The sequence below is a fragment of the Pseudoalteromonas sp. S3178 genome (assembly GCF_005886985.1).
Lineage (GTDB): Bacteria > Pseudomonadota > Gammaproteobacteria > Enterobacterales > Alteromonadaceae > Pseudoalteromonas > Pseudoalteromonas carrageenovora.
The window spans coordinates 1-23,152 of the sequence record NZ_PNCW01000069.1 but is presented as its reverse complement, the minus strand read 5'-3'; the positions used below and the strand labels follow the sequence as shown (position 1 = coordinate 23,152).

Sequence of the window (23,152 nt, the reverse complement as noted above, 5' to 3'; positions counted from 1 at the left end):
GCCCTCAGCTCCCCTAACTCTTAACTTCAATAATCTTATTTTTTATTAAATAACTAACAATTTGGTCTGCACTTTGTTCGATAGTTTGCTCAGCTGTTTTTACATGTATTTCTGGGGTTTCGGGCACATCAAATGATGAACTAATCCCTGTAAAATTTGGAATCTCACCTGCACGTGCTTTTTTGTATAACCCTTTAGGGTCACGGCTTTCACACACGGCTAAAGGTGTATCAATAAATACCTCAACAAACTCATCTTTATTAACAATACTACGTGCTTGAGCACGGTCAGATGCAAATGGTGATATAAACGCAGTTGATACAATTAAGCCCGCATCAACAAATAATTTTGCAACTTCACTTATTCTACGAATATTTTCAATGCGGTCTTCGTCATTAAAGGTTAGCCCTTTATTTAACCCCATACGAACATTGTCGCCATCAAGCAAATAAGTATGGCAACCAAGTGAAAATAATTTTTTTTCTACTGCGTTTGCCACAGTAGATTTACCCGAGCCACTTAACCCCGTATACCAAAGCAGTAGCGGCTTATGGCCTTTATGCATTTGCTTTTGAGCCTGTGACACAGTTTGAGCGTGCCATACAATATTTTCATCTTGGTTCATTTAATTCCCTTTTTATTATTAAACACCAAACTCCCTCGTAGGCGTGAAGCTTGCTCGCGCAATAAGCAAAGCTTACATTTTTAAACCAATGCGCCAGCAAGCAAGACGCCTACAAGTAATTTTAACACCGGGCCGCCCGTTACCCGCTGCTCGTTGCCCGTTACTCATCGCCCTTCGCCCGTAGCCCGTAGCTCGTCACCCGCTGCCCATCGCCAAACCTGTCACCCGTAGGCGTGAAGCTTGCTCACGAAAAAAGCGTAGCTTCCATTTTTACAACACCGCGCCAACAAGCAAGACGCCTACAAGTAATTTTAACACCAAGCCGCTCGTTGCCCGTTACTCATCGCCCATTGCCCGTAGCTCATCGCCCATTGCCCGTAGCTCGTCGCCCGCTGCCCATCGCCAAAGCGGTCACCCGTAGGCGTGAAGCTTGCTCGCGCAAGAAGCGAAGCTTCCATTTTTATACCAACGCGCCAGCAAGCAAGGCGCCTACAAGTAATTTTAATACCGAGCCGCTCGTTACCCGCTGCTCGTTGCCCTTTGCTCGTCGCCCGTAGCTCGTCACCCGCTGCCCATCGCCAAACCTGTCCCCCGTAGGCGTGAAGCTTGCTCGCGTGAAAAGCAAAGCTTACATTTTTAAACCAATGCGCCAGCAAGCAAGACGCCTACAAGTAAATTTACACCGAGCCGCTCGTTACCCGCTGCTCGTCGCCCATTGCCCGTCGCCATCGCCCATCGCCCATCGCCCATCGCCCGCGACTTTTGACACTAACCACATCCTTAAAAAGGAAAAAACACCGGTACAAATATCAATACAACAAGCGCATATACAACGCTAATTGGCAGGCCTACTTTTATAAAATCATTCAACCTGTAATTACCTGCATTAAAAACCATTAAATTGGTTTGATACCCATATGGGCTAATAAAGCTGCCGCTTGCTGCAAACGCTACTGCCATTACAAAAGGTAATACGTCAACACCAAACCCTAGAGCAACGGTATAACCTATAGGGAACATTAATGCGGCTGCGGCATTATTAGTTACAAACTCGGTCATTACCCACGTTATTAAATACACCAAAATAAATGCGGTATAAATATATTGCGGCCCATTAAACTGGCCAATAAAATTGCCAATAAACTCAACTACACCCGAGTTAACAAGCGCATTCGATAGCAAAATAGCAGACGACACCACCAGCCATATATCAACAGGAAAACGCCTAACTATTTCGTTTGTAGTTAAACAGCGTGTAAATAAAAGGCCACCTAGTAATAAAATTAAACCTTCTAGCAAATCTAAAACACCAATAGCAGCCATTACAATAGTGGTTAAAAAGCCACCAACACAAAAGCAAGCTTTCCAGCCATTAATTCTGCTTTCGGGTTCAACACCCGATAGTGTTAAAAAGTTTTTATTTATATTTGTTCTCGACTTATAGTCACCGCCTACAGCTAACACCAAAAAGTCGCCAGAGCGAATCACTACATCACCCAACTTACCCGACACTCGCTCACCATCACGCCTTATAGCAACCACAGCAGCATCAAATAACGCCCTAAATCCCGTTGTTTTTAAAGTACGACCAACAAGTAGGCTTTCTTGCCTTATTACAACCTCTGTAAGATTACTGTTTATTGTGCCTGTTTTTTCAGCAAATATTTCTAACCCTGAAAACTGCCCAAGCTGAAGTAATTTAGTTATATCACCACAAAATATAAGCCTATCTGATGGGTGTATTATTTCTGATGGCGAAACAGGGCTAATAAGCCTACCTGCGCGCACTATTTCAACTAAAAATAATGACTCTAAATGCCTAAGCCCATTAACCTCAACAGAGTAACCTACAAGCTGAGAATCTACAGATACTTTAGCGTCTATAAAATAACCCTCTGAGGTAGCTTTATTTTGCTCAATACTTGGCAGCATACGGTTACAAAAAAACATAACCACACCACAACACAAAACTAAAATAGCGCCAACAGCAGTAAACGAAAAAAACGATAACGACTGACCCGACGCCTCAATATACATAGAGTTAATGATTAAATTAGTTGATGTACCAATAAGTGTAAGCGTCCCTCCTAAAATAGAGGCATACGATAAAGGCAACAGTAATTTACTGGCAAAATGATGGGGGTTATTACGAATAGGAGAAAGCAGCGTAGCCACTACGGCGGTATTATTTAAAATAGAAGAAAAAAACGTAGTTATACCAAATAGTCTAAACCATGTTGAATAATAGCTATCAACAATAGTTTTAGATGCAATTACTCTTAACAAGCGTGTTTTTTCAAGCGCTAACGAGCACAGCATTAATAAAATAAGTGTTATAAGCCCAGGGTTAGCGATACTCGTTAATAGCTGATTTTTAGTTACTAAATCACATGCAATTAAAGCTACAAGCGTTGCACCAAAAACAGCAACGGGGCGTTTTTGCAAAACGATTAACCCTATAATTGTTAATGCAAAAATACCCAATGTTATGTATGCATCTAATAGCATAAGTTAAGTAACCATCCATAGCTAATAAAATACGGGCCAATATAAGCCCGCTATATAAAGTAATTTAACGTATTACCTTGGCATCCCAATGCGGGTAATGCTTACGAACCAGCGCATTAAACTCAACTTCAAATGCTGAATGCTCACTTTTAGGTTTACTATTTTCACCATCCAATGGTTTGCGTATCATGCCTGCACCCACCGTTACGTTTGTTAAACGGTCAATAATTATAAATGCACCGGTATGTTTATTTACATCGTAAGCGTCAAACTGCACGGGAGCAGTTAATGCAAATTGACAATTACCAATTTCGTTTAGGTTTAATTGAGTCGCTTCTTGCTGTTTTAATGTATTAACATCAACTTTATAGTTAATTGCTTGGGCATAACCATACACCGACTTACTACCTACCTTAATCTCGTATTCACGGTCTACGTTTAAGGATTGTTCGGTCATCCATACCACATCGGCTTCAAAGCTATCTGCTGAATGTGGCTTTTGATGAGGGCGTACCAGCATATCGCCGCGGCTTACATCAATTTCATCCTCAAGGGTTAGTGTTATAGCCATACCCGCAGATGCTTTTTCAAGGTCGCCATCAAACGTAACTATAGATTTAACTTTGCTTTCTTTACCCGAAGGCAAAGATACAACTGTATCGCCTACTCTAATAACACCAGCAGCAACAGTACCGCTAAACCCTCTAAAGTTTAAATTAGGGCGGTTAACATATTGCACCTGTAATCTAAACTCATCATTTTTAGCATGGTTTACTTGCACCGTATTTAATAGCTTCATTAATGTAGAGCCCGGGTACCACTTCATTGCTTCGCTTTCGTTTACAACGTTATCGCCACGTAATGCCGAAATTGGTACAAAGCGCACATCATCAAACTTAAGATCTTGTGCAAACTCACGGTAGTCTTTTTTAATGTTTTGATAAACCGATTGCTCGTAACCTACCGCATCCATTTTATTAATAGCTACAACAACGTTTTTAATACCTAGTAAAGAACAAATATAGCTATGACGACGCGTTTGCACTTGCACACCGTGGCGAGCATCAATTAAAATAATTGCTAAGTCACACGTAGAGGCACCCGTTGCCATATTACGTGTGTACTGCTCGTGCCCTGGTGTATCGGCAATAATAAATTTACGCTGATCTGTTGCAAAATAACGATACGCAACATCAATGGTAATACCTTGCTCACGCTCAGACTGTAGGCCATCAACTAAAAGCGCTAAGTCAAAATCGTTATCGGTTGTATTAAAACGTTTTGAATCTTTTTCAATAGCAGCCATCTGATCTTCAAAAATCATTTTACTATCGTAAAGCAATCGGCCAATTAACGTTGATTTACCATCATCTACACTGCCGCACGTTAAAATGCGCAGCATATCTTTGTTTTCGTGTACTTTTAAATAAGCTTCAATATCTGTAGCAAGTAAGTTTGTTTGAGCTTGTTCAGTCATTTTAAGTCCTTTATAAGCTGTAAGCGACGAGCGACTGGCGGCGAGCTACGTGCTTAAATTTATTTATGTTGCGAGCTTCGAGCTTCGAGCTACGGGCTTCGAGCTACGAGCTACGAGCTACGAGCTACGAGCTACGAGCAACTTTTAAGTGTTCTAATTAGGCTACCTAGCATTTTTCCAATTAATTCACATTCATTAATAATCAATAAGCTATCTTCTTTTGAAATATAAGCTAGTTCAGTTGCAATCATTAACTGTGTTTTTAACTCGCCTAAAGAGCCCTTAGCTATAACTAAAAAGCGAGCCTTTTCTTTGTCGGACTCTCTTTCAAAGCCTTCTGCAATATTGCTAGGAACAGAAACACCAGCTCTACACATTTGATCTTTTAGACCAAAGTCTTTTAGCTGCTCAAATGTTTTATAAATTTTTATACTTAGGCGAAAACTACGCTGCCAAACCTCTAAATTTTCGTATCTCATAAGCATCCTTGTTTATTACTTTTGGCTACTTACTGAGGGCTAATAGTTGCATATTTAAGCTCGCAGCTAGTAGCTCATAGCTATAGGCTCGAAGCGCTGTGCGCTTTAAAAATACCCTTCCATTTTTTTCTTTTCCATTGATCCTGCAGAGTCGTTATCAATAACTCGGCCTTGGCGCTCTGAGGTAGTACAAAGCAGCATTTCTTGAATAATTTCTGGGAGGGTTTGAGCAACAGATTCAACGGCACCTGTTAGTGGGTAGCAGCCAAGCGTTCTAAAACGAACCATTTTATTTTGAGCTTGTTCGCCCTCGCTCAGCTCCATGCGCTCGTCGTCAACCATAATAAGCGTGCCGTCACGTTCAACTACAGGGCGCTCTTTTGCAAAATATAACGATGGAATTTCAATACCTTCTAGGTAAATGTATTGCCAAATGTCTAACTCGGTCCAGTTACTAAGCGGAAACACACGAATGCTCTCGCCTTTATCTACTTTGCTGTTATACACATTCCATAGTTCTGGGCGCTGATTTTTAGGGTCCCAACGGTGGTTTTTATCACGAAATGAATATACACGCTCTTTAGCACGAGACTTTTCTTCATCGCGGCGAGCACCGCCGAATGCAGCGTCAAAATTGTTCATATCAAGCGCCTGCTTAAGGCCTTGAGTTTTCATAACATCGGTATGCTTTGCACTGCCGTGTTCAAACGGGCTCATGCCCATAGCAATGCCTTCAGGGTTTTTATGAACAATTAAGTCAAAACCATACTTTTCGGCCATTTGATCTCTAAACTGGATCATTTCTTTAAATTTCCAGTTAGTATCAACATGCATAAGCGGAAAAGGTATTTTGCCAGGGTAAAATGCTTTTCGTGCTAAATGTAATAAAACCGACGAATCTTTACCTACAGAGTAAAGCATTACAGGGTTATCAAACTCAGCAGCAACTTCTCGCATAATATGAATAGATTCGGCCTCAAGAGCCTTTAGGTGGGTTAGCTTTTCTTCATGCATAATAATGCCATATCCTAATTTGTTAAAATCCATTTTAGCCAAATATACATTGACTGCACTTAAGTACTATACATTACTAAGTACTAATTTCTACGCCTTAGGCTATATTACCCCCTCAAACCCTGTTTAATTATGTTTAGTGGTGTTTATAAACAATAGTGCAATGTGTTTAGCCTTTTAAATTAGTAACTTATTACATAGGTTAAAAAAGCTAGTTTCACGTTTTTATAAATAATTAACTTTTAGCCCTACTCAGCTTGAAACTTAACCGCCTCAAAATAAAAACAAAAAAAGGCGCGACATAAAGTCGCGCCTTAAAAGATATAAATAATCTGTATATACATTAAAACTCTTCACGCCCACGTAGGCGTGAAGTTTGCTCACGCAAAAAGCGCAGCTTCCATTTTTATAACACCGCATCAACAAGCAAGGCACCTAAAGGCAATTTTAACCCCGAGCCGCCCTTAGCCCGTCGCTCGCTGCCTATTGCCCAATAGCTGTCAACGTAGGCGTGAAGCTTGCTCGTGCAATAAGCACAGCTTCAATTTTTATAACACCGCACCAACAAGCAAGGCGCCTAAAGGCAATTTTAACCCCGAGCCGCTCAAAGCCCGTCGCTCGCTGCCTATTGCCCAAAGCTGTCACCGTAGGCGTGAAGCTTGCTCGCGCAATAAGCACAACTTCCATTTTTATAACACCGCACCAACAAGTAAGGCGCCTAAAGGCAATTTTAACCCCGAGCCGCCCTTAGCCCGTCGCTCGCTGCCTATTGCCCAAAGCTGTCACCGTAGGCGTGAAGCTTGCTCGCGCAAAAAACACAACTTCAGTTTTTTTCTAACGCAAAATAGCCCGTAGCCCGTAGCCCGTAGCCCGTAGCCCGTAGCCAAAAACGACCTTATTTACTCAACGTAGAATATTTTTTTTCTGGTAAATCTAATTTACGTCTAAAAAAGTTCATTACAGTGCAGTAATTAATAAGTACTAATAAATACGCGGTAAACAAAATAACAAAACCGTAAAACATTAAAAATTCAGGTATTAAAAACACCTCACCAATGACACCAATACCGGCAAAAACAGCAGCAATAGAACATATTAAAATAAGGGTTTGTGTAGGCGAGCAACCTAAACGTTGGCAAATATGGTGCAAATGCTCACGGTCTGGCTTAAATGGCGATTTACCCTGCTTAACGCGGCGAATCATTATTGCTACCATATCCATTAATGGTACCGCAATTAACCACAATGCGGTTACAGGGCGAATCATTGCATTACCCGGTGTTTGGCTTGCGCCTATTAATAACCAAATAACGGTAAAGCCAATCATCATACTGCCAGCATCGCCCATAAACACTTTGCGCTCACGCCCAACTAGGCCAAGGTTCATAACAATATAGGGGATCATACAAACAACAAGCAATAAGCATAAATAACTTAAGCTCTCTTCACCTACTAAGCTTAGCAAAATACCTAAACTCGCAAATGTCACTACCGACAAGCCACCTAATAGGCCATCAATTCCATCGACCATATTAAATGCGTTAATACAGCCAATAACAGCAAAAATAGTAATAACGGTAGATAGGTAACCTAAGTCAATATTACCAAAACCAACTAAATTACCCAGCGTATGTAAATTTGCACCAGCATAGTAAATCATAGCAAACGATATAAATGCTTGTACCGCCATACGTATTTTTACACTTAAATCAAACCGGTCGTCTAGTGCACCTATACTTGTTAATCCAATAATACAACACATATATAAATTGGCGTGATTAATCATATTTGGGTGTGTGTAAATGTAGTTAACTATGGTTATACAAATAGCAACACCGCCCACTAGCGGTATGTTACCTGTATGCATTTTACGGCCAGATGGTTTGTCTACCAACCCTATATTACGTGCTACTTTTCTCATTAAAAACAATACTGCAAACGCAATAAAAAAGGTAAGTAGTAAATCTATAAACATGGTTGTCCTTATCCTAAACAACTTATTTAACCAGATAATAAATAAGCTGTTTGGTAATAAAATTTGTTTCGCAATAAGCATAAATTATTAATTTTTTATTTACACGGCTGCTTTAAAACTCAACAGAGGGCGAATTTTAGGCTATTATACAAGCCGATCCGTTTAGAACAAAGGGAAGAGTGAACTCTTAAATATGAATAATATGTGAACCCAAAGGGTAGAGCTCACAATAAAGCAATAAGTAACTTAACGCCTCATTTAACTAGCAATTTAATACAGCTAAATAGTACTATTTAGCTAAGTAAAAGTGGCTGTTGCAGTTATATTAATACAACAGCCGAAAGCATTTAACAACGCACATAAAAGTGGCTATTTAAGATAAATTAACTACTTATTATAAAACTTTTTATACCAAGTAATAAACTCTGCCACACCTTCTTTTACGCCAACTTTAGGTTTGTAACCTGTTACTGAAAACAAATCTTTAGTATCTGCATAGGTTTGATACACATCACCTGGCTGCATTTCCCTAAAGTTCTTTTTAGCGACTATATCAAGCTCATCCTCAATAGCTTTAACAAAATCCATTAAGCTAATAGGAGACCCATGGCCAATATTATATACAGCATAAGGCGCAGAGCTTGAAGCTGGCGTACCTTTTTCTACTGTCCATTGCTCATTTTTACTTGGTGTTACATCAGCAATACGCACAACACCTTCTACAATGTCATCTACATGAGTAAAATCGCGCCACATGTCTCCATTGTTATTTATATCAATAGTATCGCCGTCTAGTATTTTTTTAGTAAAAATAAATGGCGCCATATCTGGGCGGCCCCACGAGCCATAAACAGTAAAAAAGCGTAAGCCCGTAGTTGGTATATCATATAAATGTGAATAACTATGCGACATTAACTCATTTGCTTTTTTAGTAGCAGCGTACAACGATACAGGATGATCGACAGTGTCAGACGTTTCAAAAGGCACTTTAGCATTTAAGCCATAAACAGAACTAGACGATGCGTAAATTAAATGCTTAACCTTAGTTTGGCGACAACCTTCAAGAACATTAAGGTGGCCCACTAAGTTTGAATCTGCATAAGCATGAGGGTTCTCAATAGAATAACGAACACCTGCTTGCGCAGCTAAGTGAATAACCCTATCAAACCGCTCTTGCTCAAATAAATTAGCCATTGCTGAGCGATCAGCTAGGTCAAGCTCTATAAACTTAAACTGCTTATGCTTAATACGCTCTAGGCGAGCGAGTTTTAAATTAACATCGTAGTAGTCGTTTAGGTTATCAATACCAAATACTTGTTGCCCACTAGCGGTAAGCTTTTCAACAACAGCACTTCCAATAAAACCAGCTGAGCCAGTTACTAAATATTTCATTTTAATCCATATATATAAAGAGATTAAATTTTCATAAAGCTAAAAATCTAATACATTAATTTTTTATAAGTAAATATCACTTAATAAGAGCACTAATTAATTAGCAAAAGCTAAAAGTTATATTTTAGCTCACGGTACTGATTAGTTTAAAATCAAGACTTACGTTTTAATAGTAGATCAATCAAAAAATAAAAAATTATGAGAACTACAATAACTACACACTAGTTACTTTTCACCTGAGCCTAGAATAAGCAAATTTCTTCAAGTAACTAGGGCTAATTCGTAAGCTAAAAAGCAAAATAGTATGAAGCATGTTTGAGGCAGAAAATTGTTTTAAAGCTTTCATCGCATACAATCGAGAGTTAAAGTCATTTACAGCTTTTTTAAAACCTCTCCGCTCATGAAAGTTTTCATCAATTCTAAACTTAAGTAAGGGTTGACTCAAGTTGGCGAACTTATACCCCTTTTTTAGTAAATCAACCCATAAATAGTAATCTTGAGTATTTTGTAATGAGGAATCGTATTTCAAATCACTAGCGTTGATCGAATTCAAATTAAACATGACCGTAGGGTGATTAACAGGACAACGTTTTATTATATTTTTAGCAAGTTCATTATGCTCAATTGGCATAATTTTATTATTCTCATTGCCATTATGATCAAATTCGATCATAGAACTACCTAAAACAGCTATATCAGGCCTTCTTTTTAAAAAGCTGACCTGCTCATCAAATCTATTTGGCATACAAATATCATCTGCATCCATCCTTGCTATGTATTCGTACTTACCAGAAGATAATATTTTCTCCATCGCACGATTTAGTTGAAATGCGAGTCCTTTATTTAAAAGACTGAAATCGCAGAAAAAATTATCATATACGGAGTATTTTCCAATTACTGTCTCTAGCTCTTTAGTAATCGAGCCGTCAACCTGCAAATATACATCAAAATTTTTATTACTCTGCCTGAATAAACTATCTAATGATTCTTCAAAATAAGTAGCCTTATCTTTGTAATAAACAGAAATAGCAACTGCAATCTTGGACATATTAAATAAACTCCTTTTTAGCCTCAGATATATCCATACAGTAAAGCTTTCTTTCCCCACTAAAAACAGAATCAAAAAATACATAGGTTGAGCATGAAGACATCCTTGGGTGAAGGTCGCATCTGGTCTCTTCAGAAAACTGAAAACCATGGAAAAACTCCCCTAAATCAATTGATTTATTACTACCCTTTTTAGTTAAGTATAATGTTTGCATTCTAGATTTGTCTGGATAAGTATCTGTGACAATAAAGTCCTCACAGACTGAAGGATGACCATCACCTTGCCCCTCAAATACTCCGTCGTTGAATGATTCATAATCAACAGTAGTAATGTCAATCAATCGATAACCATCAACACCATCAGGATCTCTAAGATATCCTAAAATTGTAGAGTTATCATACCAATAACAATGACTAACCATCTCATTATCAGCTAACACATTAATCAATTCCCCTTCTGAATCAGCAAGGATCAACCGATCAAAACGACGGCCTGATTTAGAATAATACCTGTGCATAAAGATAAAATGCTTTCCATCAGGTGAAATCATGATGTGATTTACTTTATGATCGTAGTCATCTACTTGCTGTTCAAAATTAAAATTGAGAATATTCGCAAGTGTAATTATTTGTGTTGTTTTTTCACTTCTGTAATCAACTTTCCATATGCCTTCTATGTAATCTGACTTCTTAGTAGGTATAACATGCCTGAAATATCCATAGTCTGGCCTTAAAACTGAAAGCTTTTTATAACAAAGAGATAAACAATACTCTTCTTTATAAGAATCCTGCACAGGTAAGTCTAAGGTTTTTATTACCCTACCTTCATCAATAGAAAATACTTTAGTGACGTATATATCTTTCTCAGCACAGTAATCGTTATACGCAAATAAGGATTTATTTAACCAATGCGCTCTTGCACCTTGTTGCCAGTTGAAAGCTAATAAATCAATACCTTCATCTAATATTAATTTTTTTAATTTTAAGCTAAATATGTTTAGAGTAATTTTTTCCACATTTTTTGGTAAATTCACTGTCGACTTTTGGCTCAAATGTACAATTACGAGTCCATCACCATTATCAGGAAACTTATCATAATAACCATAAAAAGACTCATTAATTCCATCCGATATTTCAACTAGCTCAGCTTTGGAAGTGTATGTATAGTTTTTCTTTTTTGAGAAGTATATAGCCCGCGTATATATTTTTTTTATAGCCCTTTTTACGCCCGGGAAAGCAGTAAGGAACCTAGCGACGCCTTTCTCTAATGCACTGAAATTCTGAGCCATTATAAACAATCCTTATATAGTTTTTGATAACTTTGAGACATAGCCTTAGCCCCAAATAACTTAATAGCTTTATCAGAAAGCGTTGTATTGCTGATATTAATTAATTTCGGCAATTCATTACTTAAATTAAATGCTAAATTCTTTGGAGAGTCGCTTAATGAAAAGTCAATACTAAAACTTGAATCTAAAGAGTTAGTAATCTCTTTATGGGGAGGAATATCGGACAAAATAACAGGCAAACCATAAGAGATAGCTTCTAAAACTGTATTTGGTAATCCTTCTGAATAAGATGATGAAATAAATAAGTCCGATTCAATTAAGTACTTTCCAACATTATCAACATTCCCAATAAATTGGACATTGTCAGGGCTTATTTTTGATAAGTGCTCGCGTAATGGACCATCCCCTAGAATAAGTAAATTAAACTCATAGCCAAGATCTGAAAAGCTTTTTGCAAAATCAATGATATATTCCATATTTTTTCGTTTAATTAAACTACCTACGCTTATCAAGCGTATAGGGTTTGCAATTGGCTTATCTAGAACTTTAAAGTCAGGGTTAGAAACTCCATTTGATATAACTAGGGAGCTTATATCACACCCTTTAAGTTTCTCAGCTATTGAAAAAGAACATGAAACTAAATGCGGGCAACTAGCTAAAACCCTCATATGCTTCTTTGCCATCAAAGTTCCTTTTAAAAAACCAAATTTTGAAGGATAGTCTTCGATTGGAAAGTTTCTCGAGGTAGTTATCCAACTAACTGATGGTTTAATTGAGCATACAAGGCTGTCAGCCCTAAGGCCTTGGGTTTGTATAATATCTGGCAGATAATGAGATATAAATTTTTTAAGATTATTTTTGCCTTTCAGTACACTTCCTATCCTTGATAGATTCAAGCTATGAACTTTAATACCGCTTTCATTATAATCTATTAATCTTGACTCTTTTTCATTAACAGGCTCAGGTGATAAAGTAAGCACTGTGCAATCAAAAATATTTTTATCTAAATTGTTAATTATATTTAGAAGTTGGTTTACAGGACCTGTTCTTCTTAAATTACTTACTACATATAAAATTTTTGTTTTCATAACATTGAATCTCAAAAAACACCTTATGCGTTGAAGTTGTGACTAGTTTTCTTTCTTAAAAAATACAGTCGCGAGCACTATTAAATAAAAATCAAAAACAATTCTAGAATATGCTAAATCGTTTTTAAGAAATATAACAAAATAAGCTAAACATAAGCCTATAGATAAGGAGGTTCTTAATAAAATTGAAGGGAGGGCAATAGATAAAATCACTAAGCTTAAACCTAGCACCCCATAAGTATGTATATTACCGACAACTCCAGCATCACTTGTGGTTGTGGCTAATAAATGCTTAGATGGAAACCCGTTGCCTACAATAGTTTGTATACCATCATCAGGAAACTTGTAAGTATCTGCAAGTTTTTCAACTGAGCGACGAGGATCTGCACGTGTATCGCTTTCTTTACCAAGTAAAGCATCTATCCTAGAAAAAACCTCTACAGCGCCTACCTTATTAAGTGTAGAGTTATTTCTATCAGCGAAGGTATATAAAGAACCTAAAAAGGTAAAAATTATAATCAGGTAAACTATAAACCTGGAGATTAGATTCCAATCCTTTTTAGCAATCAAGTAACCTATAGAACCTACAATAAAAACTATTAAACCAGTCATTGCAGTAAAGGGGAAAATTGCTATAGAGAGCAATAAGAACAATAGTTCTAATTTTTTGTTAAACTCACAGTAAATATAAAACCAGTATACTGAACATAATCCCAAGAATAAACCTGCAGATGAAGTGCCATTCATGATTCCAGTAACCCTGTACCAATGAAAATTACCTACACTCAAGAAATGCTCTTGAAAAAAAACATTCACGGGAGGAAAAGCTATTTGAACTAAACATATTAGTAAATGTGCACTAACAACTCTTGATATAATAATTAGTCCATTCGGCGCCCTTCTTAAAAATAGCAAGCACCAGCAAATGGATAGGAAAGACATTGAAAATCGAATGAATTTGAGTAGTTCTTCGACTTGCAACGCACCAGTGAAAATAGATATAGTCAAAAAATAAATATACACAAAAACTGAGAAGAAGAAAAAATAGCAAAGTCTATAGTTTATTCTAGATAAATTATATATCCCAAATGACTTATATGCCCATAACGCTGTTATTAAGAATGCGGGAACCGTTAAATCGAAGTAGGAAAATTTAAGTTTAAAAATATTAATAAAGACTAAAAAATATATCATATATTCTTAAAAATCACTTTTGTATATTTTTTTGCGATATTTTCAATTGAATACTCAGCCATTTTCCCAGCACAACTTTCAAAATCAGTATAAAAGCACTCCAATACTGCTTTCGCTAATAATTCCGGTTTACTTTGTTCAACTAAAATACCAAAGTTTAAATTTTCTATTATTTCTTTTGGGCCACTTGGACAATTAATACTAACAACTGGTGTACCACAAGCAGCAGACTCGACAAGTACATTACCAAACCCTTCCCATTTAGAAGTTAATAAAAATACGTCAGAACATTTGATATAATTATAAGGGTTTTTTTTAAACCCCATTAACTTTACGCTATCTTGCAAATTATTATCTAAAATTTTTCTCTGCAATAACGCACCTTCTTCGCCCTCTCCCAGTATATAAGCGCGAAAATCAGGCATTAGTTTTTTTAGCTCGCAACAAGTAGCAATAAACAAACTCAAATTCTTTTGTCTATTTAATCTAGCTACAGTAATTAACGTAAGTTTCCCTTTTTTGAAGTCACAATCATCAATTGGATGATTACTTTTTTTTATTAATTCGAATGAAAAAATAGGATTGTAAATAGTGGTAACTTTATGCGATATTTTTCGATTGCATATATTTACAAACTCCTGAACCCCCTTTGACACACAAATAACTTCATCCGCAAATCCATAACTATACTTAATTATTTTAGGACTGAGCTTTTTTCTCCAACCACCTGTTTTTTCTAGCAGTTGAACTCGCAAATCATTATGTTCCACTACTGTAACATGGAGCTTATTAATAAAAAACTTTTGAAAAATGCCAAGTAAGTTAGGAAATGGCATTCCACAAATCAAATGAGATATTGAATATAATTTAAGTTTTGACTGTAACGGCATTATTGATTTAAAAAGAGTCTTATCCCCTAAGCTAATAAGTTCCACTTTTTCTTTCAGCTCAGCCTCGTAAACACCACCTAATCTGGAAACGAACATAAATACTTTATATTCACTCATTTCACTTAGTTCATTAGCTAAGTTAACAAAAACTCTTTCAGCACCGCCGCCTATTAGTTTTGGTACATAAAATGCCACATTAATCATTTAAAACATTCTTCCAAAAAACTTTTGACTTTTCTGAAGCCAACATAAGGCTTTTTTCGACTTCTAAATTAGGCCAGTCATTAAATGTATCATCTATAAGCAACTTGATGTCGCTTTCTGTAGAAGTATGTACACTATGATAATTGACTAATAAAGAGCTAAGTTGTAGGCGATCCAACATATCTTCTTTCTTGCTCTTTTGAGTTTTATACTCACTTGCGTCATCAATAGAAAGTACAGGGCAACCAGCTTTTAAACTAAATATAGTGCCGTGGAAACGATCAGTTACTGTAAACTTTGAATATTTATATAAGTCAGCCCATTCTAATGGGTTAATTAACCCATTTAAATTTACATCTGCTAATTCACACTTTGTAGGACAAACGACTTGCCAGCCTCTTCTCTTAAATTCTTTGGCAATAAGAGCCCCAAATTTTTTGTTAGCCACATTTAAAATTGCGAAATTTTTTGAAAGGTTAAGTTTATTCCCAACATTAGTATCTGGAAAGTTAATAAGAAAAGTAGGGTCAAATACTAACTCGGCTTTTTCACCAGTTAAAGAATTGAGTGATTGTTGAGTAAAAGTATCTCTGACTGACAAAAAATCAAAGTTTTTAATAGAGTTTATAACGTATTCTTTTTGTTTTGTATCCAGTAGAGTAAAGTCCGATTTATCAGCAGATGCAGCAAATGAGACTTTCTTTCCCTTATAACATTTAGGTAAATAAAACAAATTTGGCAGTTCAGGAGCAAATGCTTTGGCTCTAGGCCGAACTTCGAATACAGTATCAGAGCCAACAACAACCATATCGTAAGGTTTTAATAACTTTTTCGCTATGTGTAATTTATCACTTACAACTCTTTCATCAGATAATGCTAAGTTTTCTTTAATAAAGCTTCTTTGTTTTAGTATCGCTTTTAAGCCACGAATAGGTTGCTTAGTGATAATTTTAGTTTTATATTCTTTAATAAACCCTTTCCTAGGGACATAATCTATAACCTCTACATTAAAACCTTGTTCCTTCAAGTAAATGTATGTTGCGTAAGTTTGTAAAAAAGCCCCCGCATTGAATGTATCGTGATATGTTAATATACCTATTTTCATTTAATTTCCTAAAAACATCTTTAAAGGCATTCTTTCTGAAGCAGCAACAACAGCTCCATCTTCGTAATTTGCGACAGCAATCATCATTATGGGAACCTCTGAATTTGGGATACACAATTCTTTCTTGAGTTTCTTTTCAGCAAAAGCTGTCAATGATAAATTCAAACAACAACTTCCAAGCCCTTTAGCATGTAATGCATTAACAATTGACATTGAATACATTCCCCCATCTATAAATGCTTGATTTCTTTCCAGTGCATGCCAAAACTTTGTTCGATCTGATGTTACTAGTATCAAAGAGCTTAAATTATCACAAAAGCCTTTATTGCCATGTTGAAACTTTAGAACATTTTGTACATTTTCTTGTCCTTGATAAATATAAGCCTTCCAAGGCTGTCTATTGCAAACGGAAGGGGTGTATTTAGCAAGATTTATACACTCTTCAATTTCACACCTTTCAATTTGAGTAGATAGATACTTTCTTACACTGCGTCTTGACGTTGAAAACTTCTCATAATCACTGAACGTTAATTTTGATTTTTCAGCAAAATTTGTACCAGAAGAACTACTTGGCTTATGTTTAATAGCTTTTAATAAATGTAAAGTATATAGTTCATAGAGGTTATCATTGATACTGTCCTTATTGAACTTGAAGTACTCATCCAATACACCTAAAACTGTTTTAACCAAACTCTCATTATAATCATCCATAGAAACATATTTAAGTGTAAATTTAATTAACTCTTTAGCCTTTTCTTGTCCAAACCCCTTACGTGGATTTGCTAAAGACAAGCCTTTTTCTAAGGCATGATAGAATACGCAAATCCGACCCTCAAGTTTAGTTATATCATTCTCGAATGAAATCGAAGATGAATACCGAATATAAGAAATACAATCAGCCATATAATTTAAACTGATCTGGCTGTAAGCTCTAACGACCCTCTTAAAAAAAACTAATCCATTTATATTTTTTAATAACTCTCTAAGCATGAAAAACCTTTTTGTGTAGTGGGTAGTCATTGATTAATCTAATTAAAATTGAAAATGTAAGCTCAAATATTACGAATGCTTCCGCCGTCAACCCAAATAATGCAATATATAAGAAGAGCAACATTGTTTTAATAGTTAGTAAAATAGTTCTCGGTCTTAATTTACCTATAGTCAAAGCGATAGGGTAGTAACACAGAGATATTAATGTAATTACGTAGTTTAGAGCCATGACCAATAAAAGTAGCTCTATTTCATCCGGTTGTTTACCAAAAAATAAATCTATAATATTTTTTCCAAAGAGATATATAAATAAACAAAAAAAAGCTGATATAACTGATGAGTAAACTATGTATTTATAGACAAAAGACTTAAGTTTATCCGTTCCTCGCTTATATAATTGAATAATCCTGGGTGCAAGTACATTATTTAGATTATTTTTAACAAGCACACCGATATTAATCACTTGTAGAGCAACATTATAAATAGCAACTTGGGTTGGGCCACCGAAAAGACCGATTAGAAAAGTGTCACCTGGACTGGATGCAATTTTAAAATATCCCATCAGGTTAGAGTGATATAAAACACTGTAAATATCCGTTTTATATCTAAAGAAGTTTCCCTTAATAGATTGAAAACATCTAATTTTTAACATTCCATTTACAGCTAGTATCAGTAGAATAATTTGTATTAAAACATTAAATAAAAACCAAATATAGAATACATATGTAACATTAGGTATAAGCTCAGTATAATAAATTAGAAAAGCACCAAATATAAGCTGAGCAAGCTTCATTGACGACTCTATCTTGACAAGTTTTTTAAAGTCGCCGTTACATCGAATAATTGCTAAAGAAAAATTATTAAAACTAAAAAAGAAAACATACACAGCAGAAAGGTATAACATATTAATGGGTATATTCGAATAGAAATTTTCTGCTATTATAGGCAGTAAAAAAAACAAGACTAACGTTACTAACAATGAAACCAGCAGAGTCAATAATAAGGTGAATAATTTTATGAACCTAAAAAGCTCAGAGTTAGCCTGATGATACTTGTATATTAAATCACCAGTACGAACGCATGCAAAAGTCGCAATAAAAACCCCTAAATTTTGACAAATTACATATATGCCATAACTTTCTACACCGTACTCTCTGGATACTAATGCTAACCACAATATATTACATAGAGCTGTAATTATTGCTCCTATAAACGTAATCGAGATATCCTTTTTTAAACGGCTCATTTACGAGATATTACTAAGCTAACTTTATTAATAATTGAGGTCATTGAGTTACTTATATTCATAATTATAGTAACCATAGTACCCATAGGCATTACTGGCTTTTTTAACTACGCCATTAAATACTAACCCTTTTACATCGATCCCGTTTTGCTCAAAGCGGTTACGGGTAAGCTCTATTTCACGCAGGTGGTTTTGCCCAAAACGCGCTACTAATAATGTAGTGCCTGTATGAGCGCTTACAATGGCAGGGTCGGTTACCGCGAGTATTGGTGGAGTATCTATAATTACTATGTCGTAAGCGGCGCTTATCTCTTCAACTAGCTTGCTAAAGTTTGAGTGCATTAGTAACTCAGAAGGGTTTGGTGGTATTTGCCCACGGGTAATTACGCTTAGGCCATCTACCTTTGTAGGTTTAACAACTTGCGCTAAGTTTAAGCGGCCCGATAGGTAATCACTTAAGCCATCATCCCACTTTAAGCCAAACTGTGTTTGTAAATAACCTTTACGCATATCGGCATCAATAATTAGTACTTTTTTACCGCTTTGCGCAAGTACTGATGCTAAATTAACTGATATAAACGATTTACCCACACTAGGGCTTGGGCCCGATATGGCAATAATATTGTTTTTAGCTTCCATCATTGCAAAGTGTAAGCTTGTGCGTAAGCTACGTAGCGCCTCTACCGCTAAATCGGCGGGGTTATCTAGCGCTAATATACTTTTAGGTTTATTAACTTTATTTTTGCGGGCTCGCTCGGCAAAGCCTGTTAGTTTATCTTGATAGTCTGAGTGCGGTACACTTGCGTACACGGGTATACCTAGCGCCTCAATTTCAGCAGGATCTTCAACGCCTTTATGCATTGCTTTTTGTATAAGTACTATTACAACAGCTAGCATACCGCCAAGCATAGTTGCCATTACTACTATTAATGCTTTTTTAGGCTTAACAGGCTTGCTGGTATTTACCTCCGCGTAATCAATAATACGTACGTTACCTACTGTACCCGCACGCACTATATCAAGCTCTTGGGTTTTACTAAGTAGTAATGTGTAAATTTGGTTACTTACCTCAACATCGCGTTTTAAGCGTAATAACTCTTGTTGAGTTTCTGGTAGGTTACCTACCTCGCCTACTAAATCTTGCTTTTGTTTTTCAACCGCTTGAATTTGCTCAACCATACCTTGGTATGTAGGGTGGTCTTTTTTAAACTTACGGCCAAGCTCTAAACGCTTTAAGTTTAGCTCTTGTAGCTTTGTTTCAAGCTTTACTACTTGCTCTAGTACGCCTTGGGTTTCGAGCGTTATATTTATTGACTGACGCTTTATTTGGTAGTCGTTAAAACGTTGCTCGGCGTATTCAAGCTGTTTTTTTATCTCTGGTAATTGTACTTCTAAAAACTCCAGCGACTTTTGTGCTTCTGCGCTATTACGCTCAACATTACGGCGAACATAAATAGCGGCTACTTTATCAAGTACTTTTTCGGCGTAGCTTGGTTTTATACTTTGTAAGCTTAAGTTAATTATTCCTGAGTCTTTACCCTTTTCGCTTGCGCCAATATCTGCTTGTAAATCTAAAATAGTATTAAGACGATCTTTTCGGGTCAATAAAAACTCAGTACCTGGGCGTGCATTTAATGTGCGTACTGTTAAATTAAATTTACCATTTGTAAGCTCTGCGCCCACTTTACCTGTTAACACTTGTTCGCCGTCGGCGTTAATTAGTGCAAGGCTTTGATTTGCTTTTGCTACAAGAGTAAACTCCTCATTAATAGCTGAGCGTGGTACATCAAACCTAAATACATTTATGCTCTCACCGCCCCATGCATAACTACTTGCACCAAAGCTTGGCTCGGCTAATTCACCCTCACTCATTGGGGTAAATTTGCGATAAGCACGGCTACCAACAAATGGGTACAGTTTAGGCTCTGCTGTTATATCTAGCTTTAGTGTGTCTACTGCTTCACCAATTATACTGCGCGATTTAAGTAGCTCTATTTCGGTAACTGCGGCCGATGTACTTTCAAACATACCTGCCATATCGTCAAAACCAGGGACTGATGCACCACCGTCTTCAACTTGTATCATGGCGGTAGCTTGGTAAACAGGCGTACTTAATACTGCATAAACTACCCCTATAAACATAAATAGTGCTGTTACAGCCACTATAAAATATTTGCGATCGAGCAATGCACCTAATAGTGCCATTAAATCGATTTCTTGCGTGGGCTGTGCATTGTTATTACTTTTATTATTAGGCTGAGCAGTCATTAATTTAGCCATTCCTTATAAATACTTTTGCCAAGCGCTACATGCGCTGTCGATTAATGTGTATACATGTTCAAACGCTTCGGTGCTTTGGCGGTAGGGGTCGGGTATTTCAGCGTTATTAATCCACTTACCTAGTAAAAATGTTTTACCACGTGCCTCTGGGTAGCGGGCATGTACGTCGGTTAAATGGCGTTCTTCCATTACGAGTATTACGCTGTTTTGCGCAACTAAGCTTGACGATAACTGCCTGCCTTGGTGGGCATCCATATTTACACCGTGCGCTTGGGCAATTTGCTTAGCGGTAGCATCGGCAGGTTTTCCCTCAAGTGCGGTTAAACCCGCTGACGATACTTTTACATTTTTGCCTTCAAGCTTTTGCTTTAAAACATACTCACCGGTTGGGCTTCGGCATATATTACCAGCGCACACAACTAAAACTGAATCAAACATATTTACTCTTATTCCGATGAAATATCATTAAGGCTATCAACCGACGCTACCGACGGTAATAATAAGCTTATTACGCGGTTCCAACGTGCAAGCGGTGCTGAGGTAACATATACAATGTCGTGTGGTTGTAACTCAAATTGCTCTGCAAGTACCATAGCGGCTATATTTTTAGCATGTAACTGGTACACGTTAGCTATAATACCGGTTTGTTCTACATTACTTTTACGTAGTACAAATACGCCGTTTGCATCTGCTGTGGCTTCGTTTAAACCACCCGAGTCGCTAAGCGCTTCAGCCAAGTTTAATCCATAACGATTAAGCTTTACTGAACCTGCTTTTTTAACATCGCCTAAAACAAATATTTTTTGCGCATCATTACGGCTTACATGCACAATATCGCCATGTTGTAATAAACGGTTTTGCGAAATATCACCATGGGCATAAAAGTCATCTAGCTGTATTACTTCTGTTTTATCGCCTCGGGTAAAGGTAACCGTGCGCCAATCGGCTGCATCTGTTAAGCCACCTGCTTGGTTTAGCGCGTCAATTAGGGTTAGTGGTATTTCGGTTACTGGGTAAACGCCAGGTTGGTTAACCTCACCGGTTACATAGGCTTTTTGGCTTCTAAAGCCCACTACTTTTATGTCTACTTGTGGGTCTTCTATCACTCGGCTTAGGCGCTTTACTAAGTCTTCGCGCACTTGGCCTATTGTTCTGCCAGCTGCTGGAATATCTGGTGCGTAAGCGTAGGTAATTGTGCCGTCTTTTTGTACTCTAAAGCCATCAAACTCTGCGGTACGTTGCACAGCTGCTGGTATTGTTAGCTCTGGGTGATCCCATACTCCAATTGTGAGTACATCGCCTACACCCAGTTTATATTCGTAATCGTTTACGTTTAAACCTGCACTGCTTGATATTGGCTTTGCAGCTGCTTGCGCTAGCTTTTGCTTGTTTAAAAGCTGCGAGTCGATAATTTGTATGTTAACTTTTTCGAGATCTTGCTCAAGGTTATAAGTTTGTTCGCCTGAGTCTATGCCTTCAAAATGGCTACCTGGTACAATTGTACAACCTGATAAGGTTAATAATGCGAGTATCGTTGTGAATGATTTACAGCGTAACGCCATTGTAGAATCCCAAAATTATTTTAACTATTGCTTTTGCCCACCAACCTTGGTGAGTACTTTTTATCTGGCTAATTAAAGCATGAGCGCTGTTTACGCGCAAGCGTGAATCAGGCTTTGGAAACATTATGTATTTTAAATTTACTTAATGTTTAATATGTATTTTTTATAATTTATTTTTATTTTTGTAGCGAAGGTATTAGTACAAATACCTAATATTTGCGTAAATGTGGTAATGCTTTTTCGCGCAAAATAGGTAATATGTAAAAGCTGCGCTTTTAGTGCGCCAGCAAGCAAGACGCCTACGAAGCCCTTCGGGCATGCTTCACATTCCAGTTCGTCGCAGAGCTCACGATAGGAACACACCTTTTTATGCTTTTACAAAGCAATTAACAATGTAAAAGCGTTGCTTTTAAACGCCAGCAAGCTGCGCGTCTACGAGCTTGTCTAGCCCTTCGGGCACGCTTCACGTTCCAGTTCGTCGCAGAGCTCACAATAGGAACACACCTTTTTATGCTTTTCAAAGCAATTAACAATGTAAAAGCGTTGCTTTTAAACGCCAGCAAGCTGCGCGTCTACGAGCTTACCTAGCCCTCCAGGCACGCTTCACGTTCCAGTTCGTCGCAGAGCTCCTCTCGCTACAGCTTTAAAGCAAAACTATTTGCTTGTCTAGCCCTTCGGGCACGCTTCCGCCCCTAGGTTGCAGTTCCTACGTACTGATTACTTTTATAATTTTTGTTTTAGTAAATACCGCGCCAGCAAGGGAGGCGCCCTTAGCCCTTAGCCCTTA

The 23,152-nt window shown here is 37.2% G+C and carries 18 protein-coding genes; all 18 read right to left on the bottom strand.

Translation table 11 applies throughout. The features are described 5' to 3' along the window. Positions 1-13 precede the first annotated feature (13 nt). The 18 genes from cysC to CWC11_RS17395 all read right to left on the bottom strand — a co-directional run bounded on the left by cysC (position 14) and on the right by CWC11_RS17395 (position 22,365). Entirely contained in the window at positions 14-625 is a 612-nt protein-coding gene (cysC, locus tag CWC11_RS17480) for an adenylyl-sulfate kinase (protein WP_138683710.1), read from the bottom strand. A 780-nt stretch (positions 626-1,405) separates the two neighbouring features. Beyond that, on the bottom strand, positions 1,406-3,133 hold the full coding sequence (locus tag CWC11_RS17475) for an SLC13 family permease (protein ID WP_138683709.1): 1,728 nt from the start codon (positions 3,131-3,133) through the stop codon (positions 1,406-1,408). A 64-nt stretch (positions 3,134-3,197) separates the two neighbouring features. Further along, complete coding sequence (gene cysN, locus CWC11_RS17470) at positions 3,198-4,610, bottom strand: sulfate adenylyltransferase subunit CysN (protein WP_138683708.1); 1,413 nt, start codon at positions 4,608-4,610, stop codon at positions 3,198-3,200. A gap of 131 nt (positions 4,611-4,741) precedes the next feature. Further along, entirely contained in the window at positions 4,742-5,089 is a 348-nt protein-coding gene (locus CWC11_RS17465; RefSeq protein ID WP_138683707.1) for a four helix bundle protein, read from the bottom strand. A gap of 105 nt (positions 5,090-5,194) precedes the next feature. Next, a complete protein-coding gene (gene cysD / locus CWC11_RS17460) occupies positions 5,195-6,103 on the bottom strand; it encodes a sulfate adenylyltransferase subunit CysD (RefSeq protein ID WP_138683706.1) in 909 nt (302 codons plus the stop codon). An 895-nt stretch (positions 6,104-6,998) separates the two neighbouring features. Next, positions 6,999-8,078, bottom strand: a complete 1,080-nt coding sequence (wecA, locus tag CWC11_RS17455; RefSeq protein ID WP_138683705.1) for a UDP-N-acetylglucosamine--undecaprenyl-phosphate N-acetylglucosaminephosphotransferase — start codon at positions 8,076-8,078, stop codon at positions 6,999-7,001. 387 nt (positions 8,079-8,465) lie between these two features. Continuing rightward, complete coding sequence (locus tag CWC11_RS17450) at positions 8,466-9,470, bottom strand: NAD-dependent epimerase (RefSeq protein WP_138683704.1); 1,005 nt, start codon at positions 9,468-9,470, stop codon at positions 8,466-8,468. Between the two features lie 232 nt (positions 9,471-9,702). Then, on the bottom strand, positions 9,703-10,518 hold the full coding sequence (locus CWC11_RS17445; RefSeq protein WP_212748092.1) for a glycosyltransferase: 816 nt from the start codon (positions 10,516-10,518) through the stop codon (positions 9,703-9,705). A 1-nt stretch (position 10,519) separates the two neighbouring features. Beyond that, positions 10,520-11,806 carry a glycosyl transferase gene (locus tag CWC11_RS17440; protein WP_138683702.1) on the bottom strand — a complete coding sequence of 429 codons (1,287 nt, stop codon included), beginning with the start codon at positions 11,804-11,806 and terminating at the stop codon, positions 10,520-10,522. Continuing rightward, positions 11,806-12,894: a glycosyltransferase gene (locus CWC11_RS17435; RefSeq protein ID WP_138683701.1), complete on the bottom strand. Its 1,089-nt coding sequence runs from the start codon at positions 12,892-12,894 to the stop codon at positions 11,806-11,808. The genes CWC11_RS17440 and CWC11_RS17435 overlap by 1 nt, the downstream gene beginning before the upstream one ends. A gap of 42 nt (positions 12,895-12,936) precedes the next feature. Beyond that, positions 12,937-13,641 (bottom strand): hypothetical protein, encoded by a 705-nt coding sequence (locus tag CWC11_RS17430; RefSeq protein WP_138683700.1) that lies wholly within the window; start codon positions 13,639-13,641, stop codon positions 12,937-12,939. Between the two features lie 443 nt (positions 13,642-14,084). Continuing rightward, positions 14,085-15,182 (bottom strand): glycosyltransferase, encoded by a 1,098-nt coding sequence (locus tag CWC11_RS17425; protein ID WP_138683699.1) that lies wholly within the window; start codon positions 15,180-15,182, stop codon positions 14,085-14,087. Next, positions 15,175-16,287, bottom strand: a complete 1,113-nt coding sequence (locus tag CWC11_RS17420) for a polysaccharide pyruvyl transferase family protein (protein WP_138683698.1) — start codon at positions 16,285-16,287, stop codon at positions 15,175-15,177. The genes CWC11_RS17425 and CWC11_RS17420 overlap by 8 nt, the downstream gene beginning before the upstream one ends. Next, entirely contained in the window at positions 16,288-17,277 is a 990-nt protein-coding gene (locus CWC11_RS17415) for a nitroreductase family protein (protein WP_171038445.1), read from the bottom strand. Then, the gene (locus CWC11_RS17410) at positions 17,270-18,523 is read right to left on the bottom strand and encodes a lipopolysaccharide biosynthesis protein (protein ID WP_138683696.1); all 1,254 of its coding nucleotides are present in this window, start codon (positions 18,521-18,523) and stop codon (positions 17,270-17,272) included. The genes CWC11_RS17415 and CWC11_RS17410 overlap by 8 nt, the downstream gene beginning before the upstream one ends. 48 nt (positions 18,524-18,571) lie before the next feature. Beyond that, positions 18,572-20,791, bottom strand: coding sequence for a polysaccharide biosynthesis tyrosine autokinase (locus CWC11_RS17405; RefSeq protein ID WP_138683695.1), 2,220 nt, complete (start codon positions 20,789-20,791; stop codon positions 18,572-18,574). Between the two features lie 15 nt (positions 20,792-20,806). Then, complete coding sequence (locus CWC11_RS17400) at positions 20,807-21,241, bottom strand: low molecular weight protein-tyrosine-phosphatase (protein WP_138683694.1); 435 nt, start codon at positions 21,239-21,241, stop codon at positions 20,807-20,809. Positions 21,242-21,249: 8 nt separating this feature from the next. Then, complete coding sequence (locus tag CWC11_RS17395; RefSeq protein WP_138683693.1) at positions 21,250-22,365, bottom strand: polysaccharide export protein; 1,116 nt, start codon at positions 22,363-22,365, stop codon at positions 21,250-21,252. Positions 22,366-23,152 lie beyond the last annotated feature (787 nt).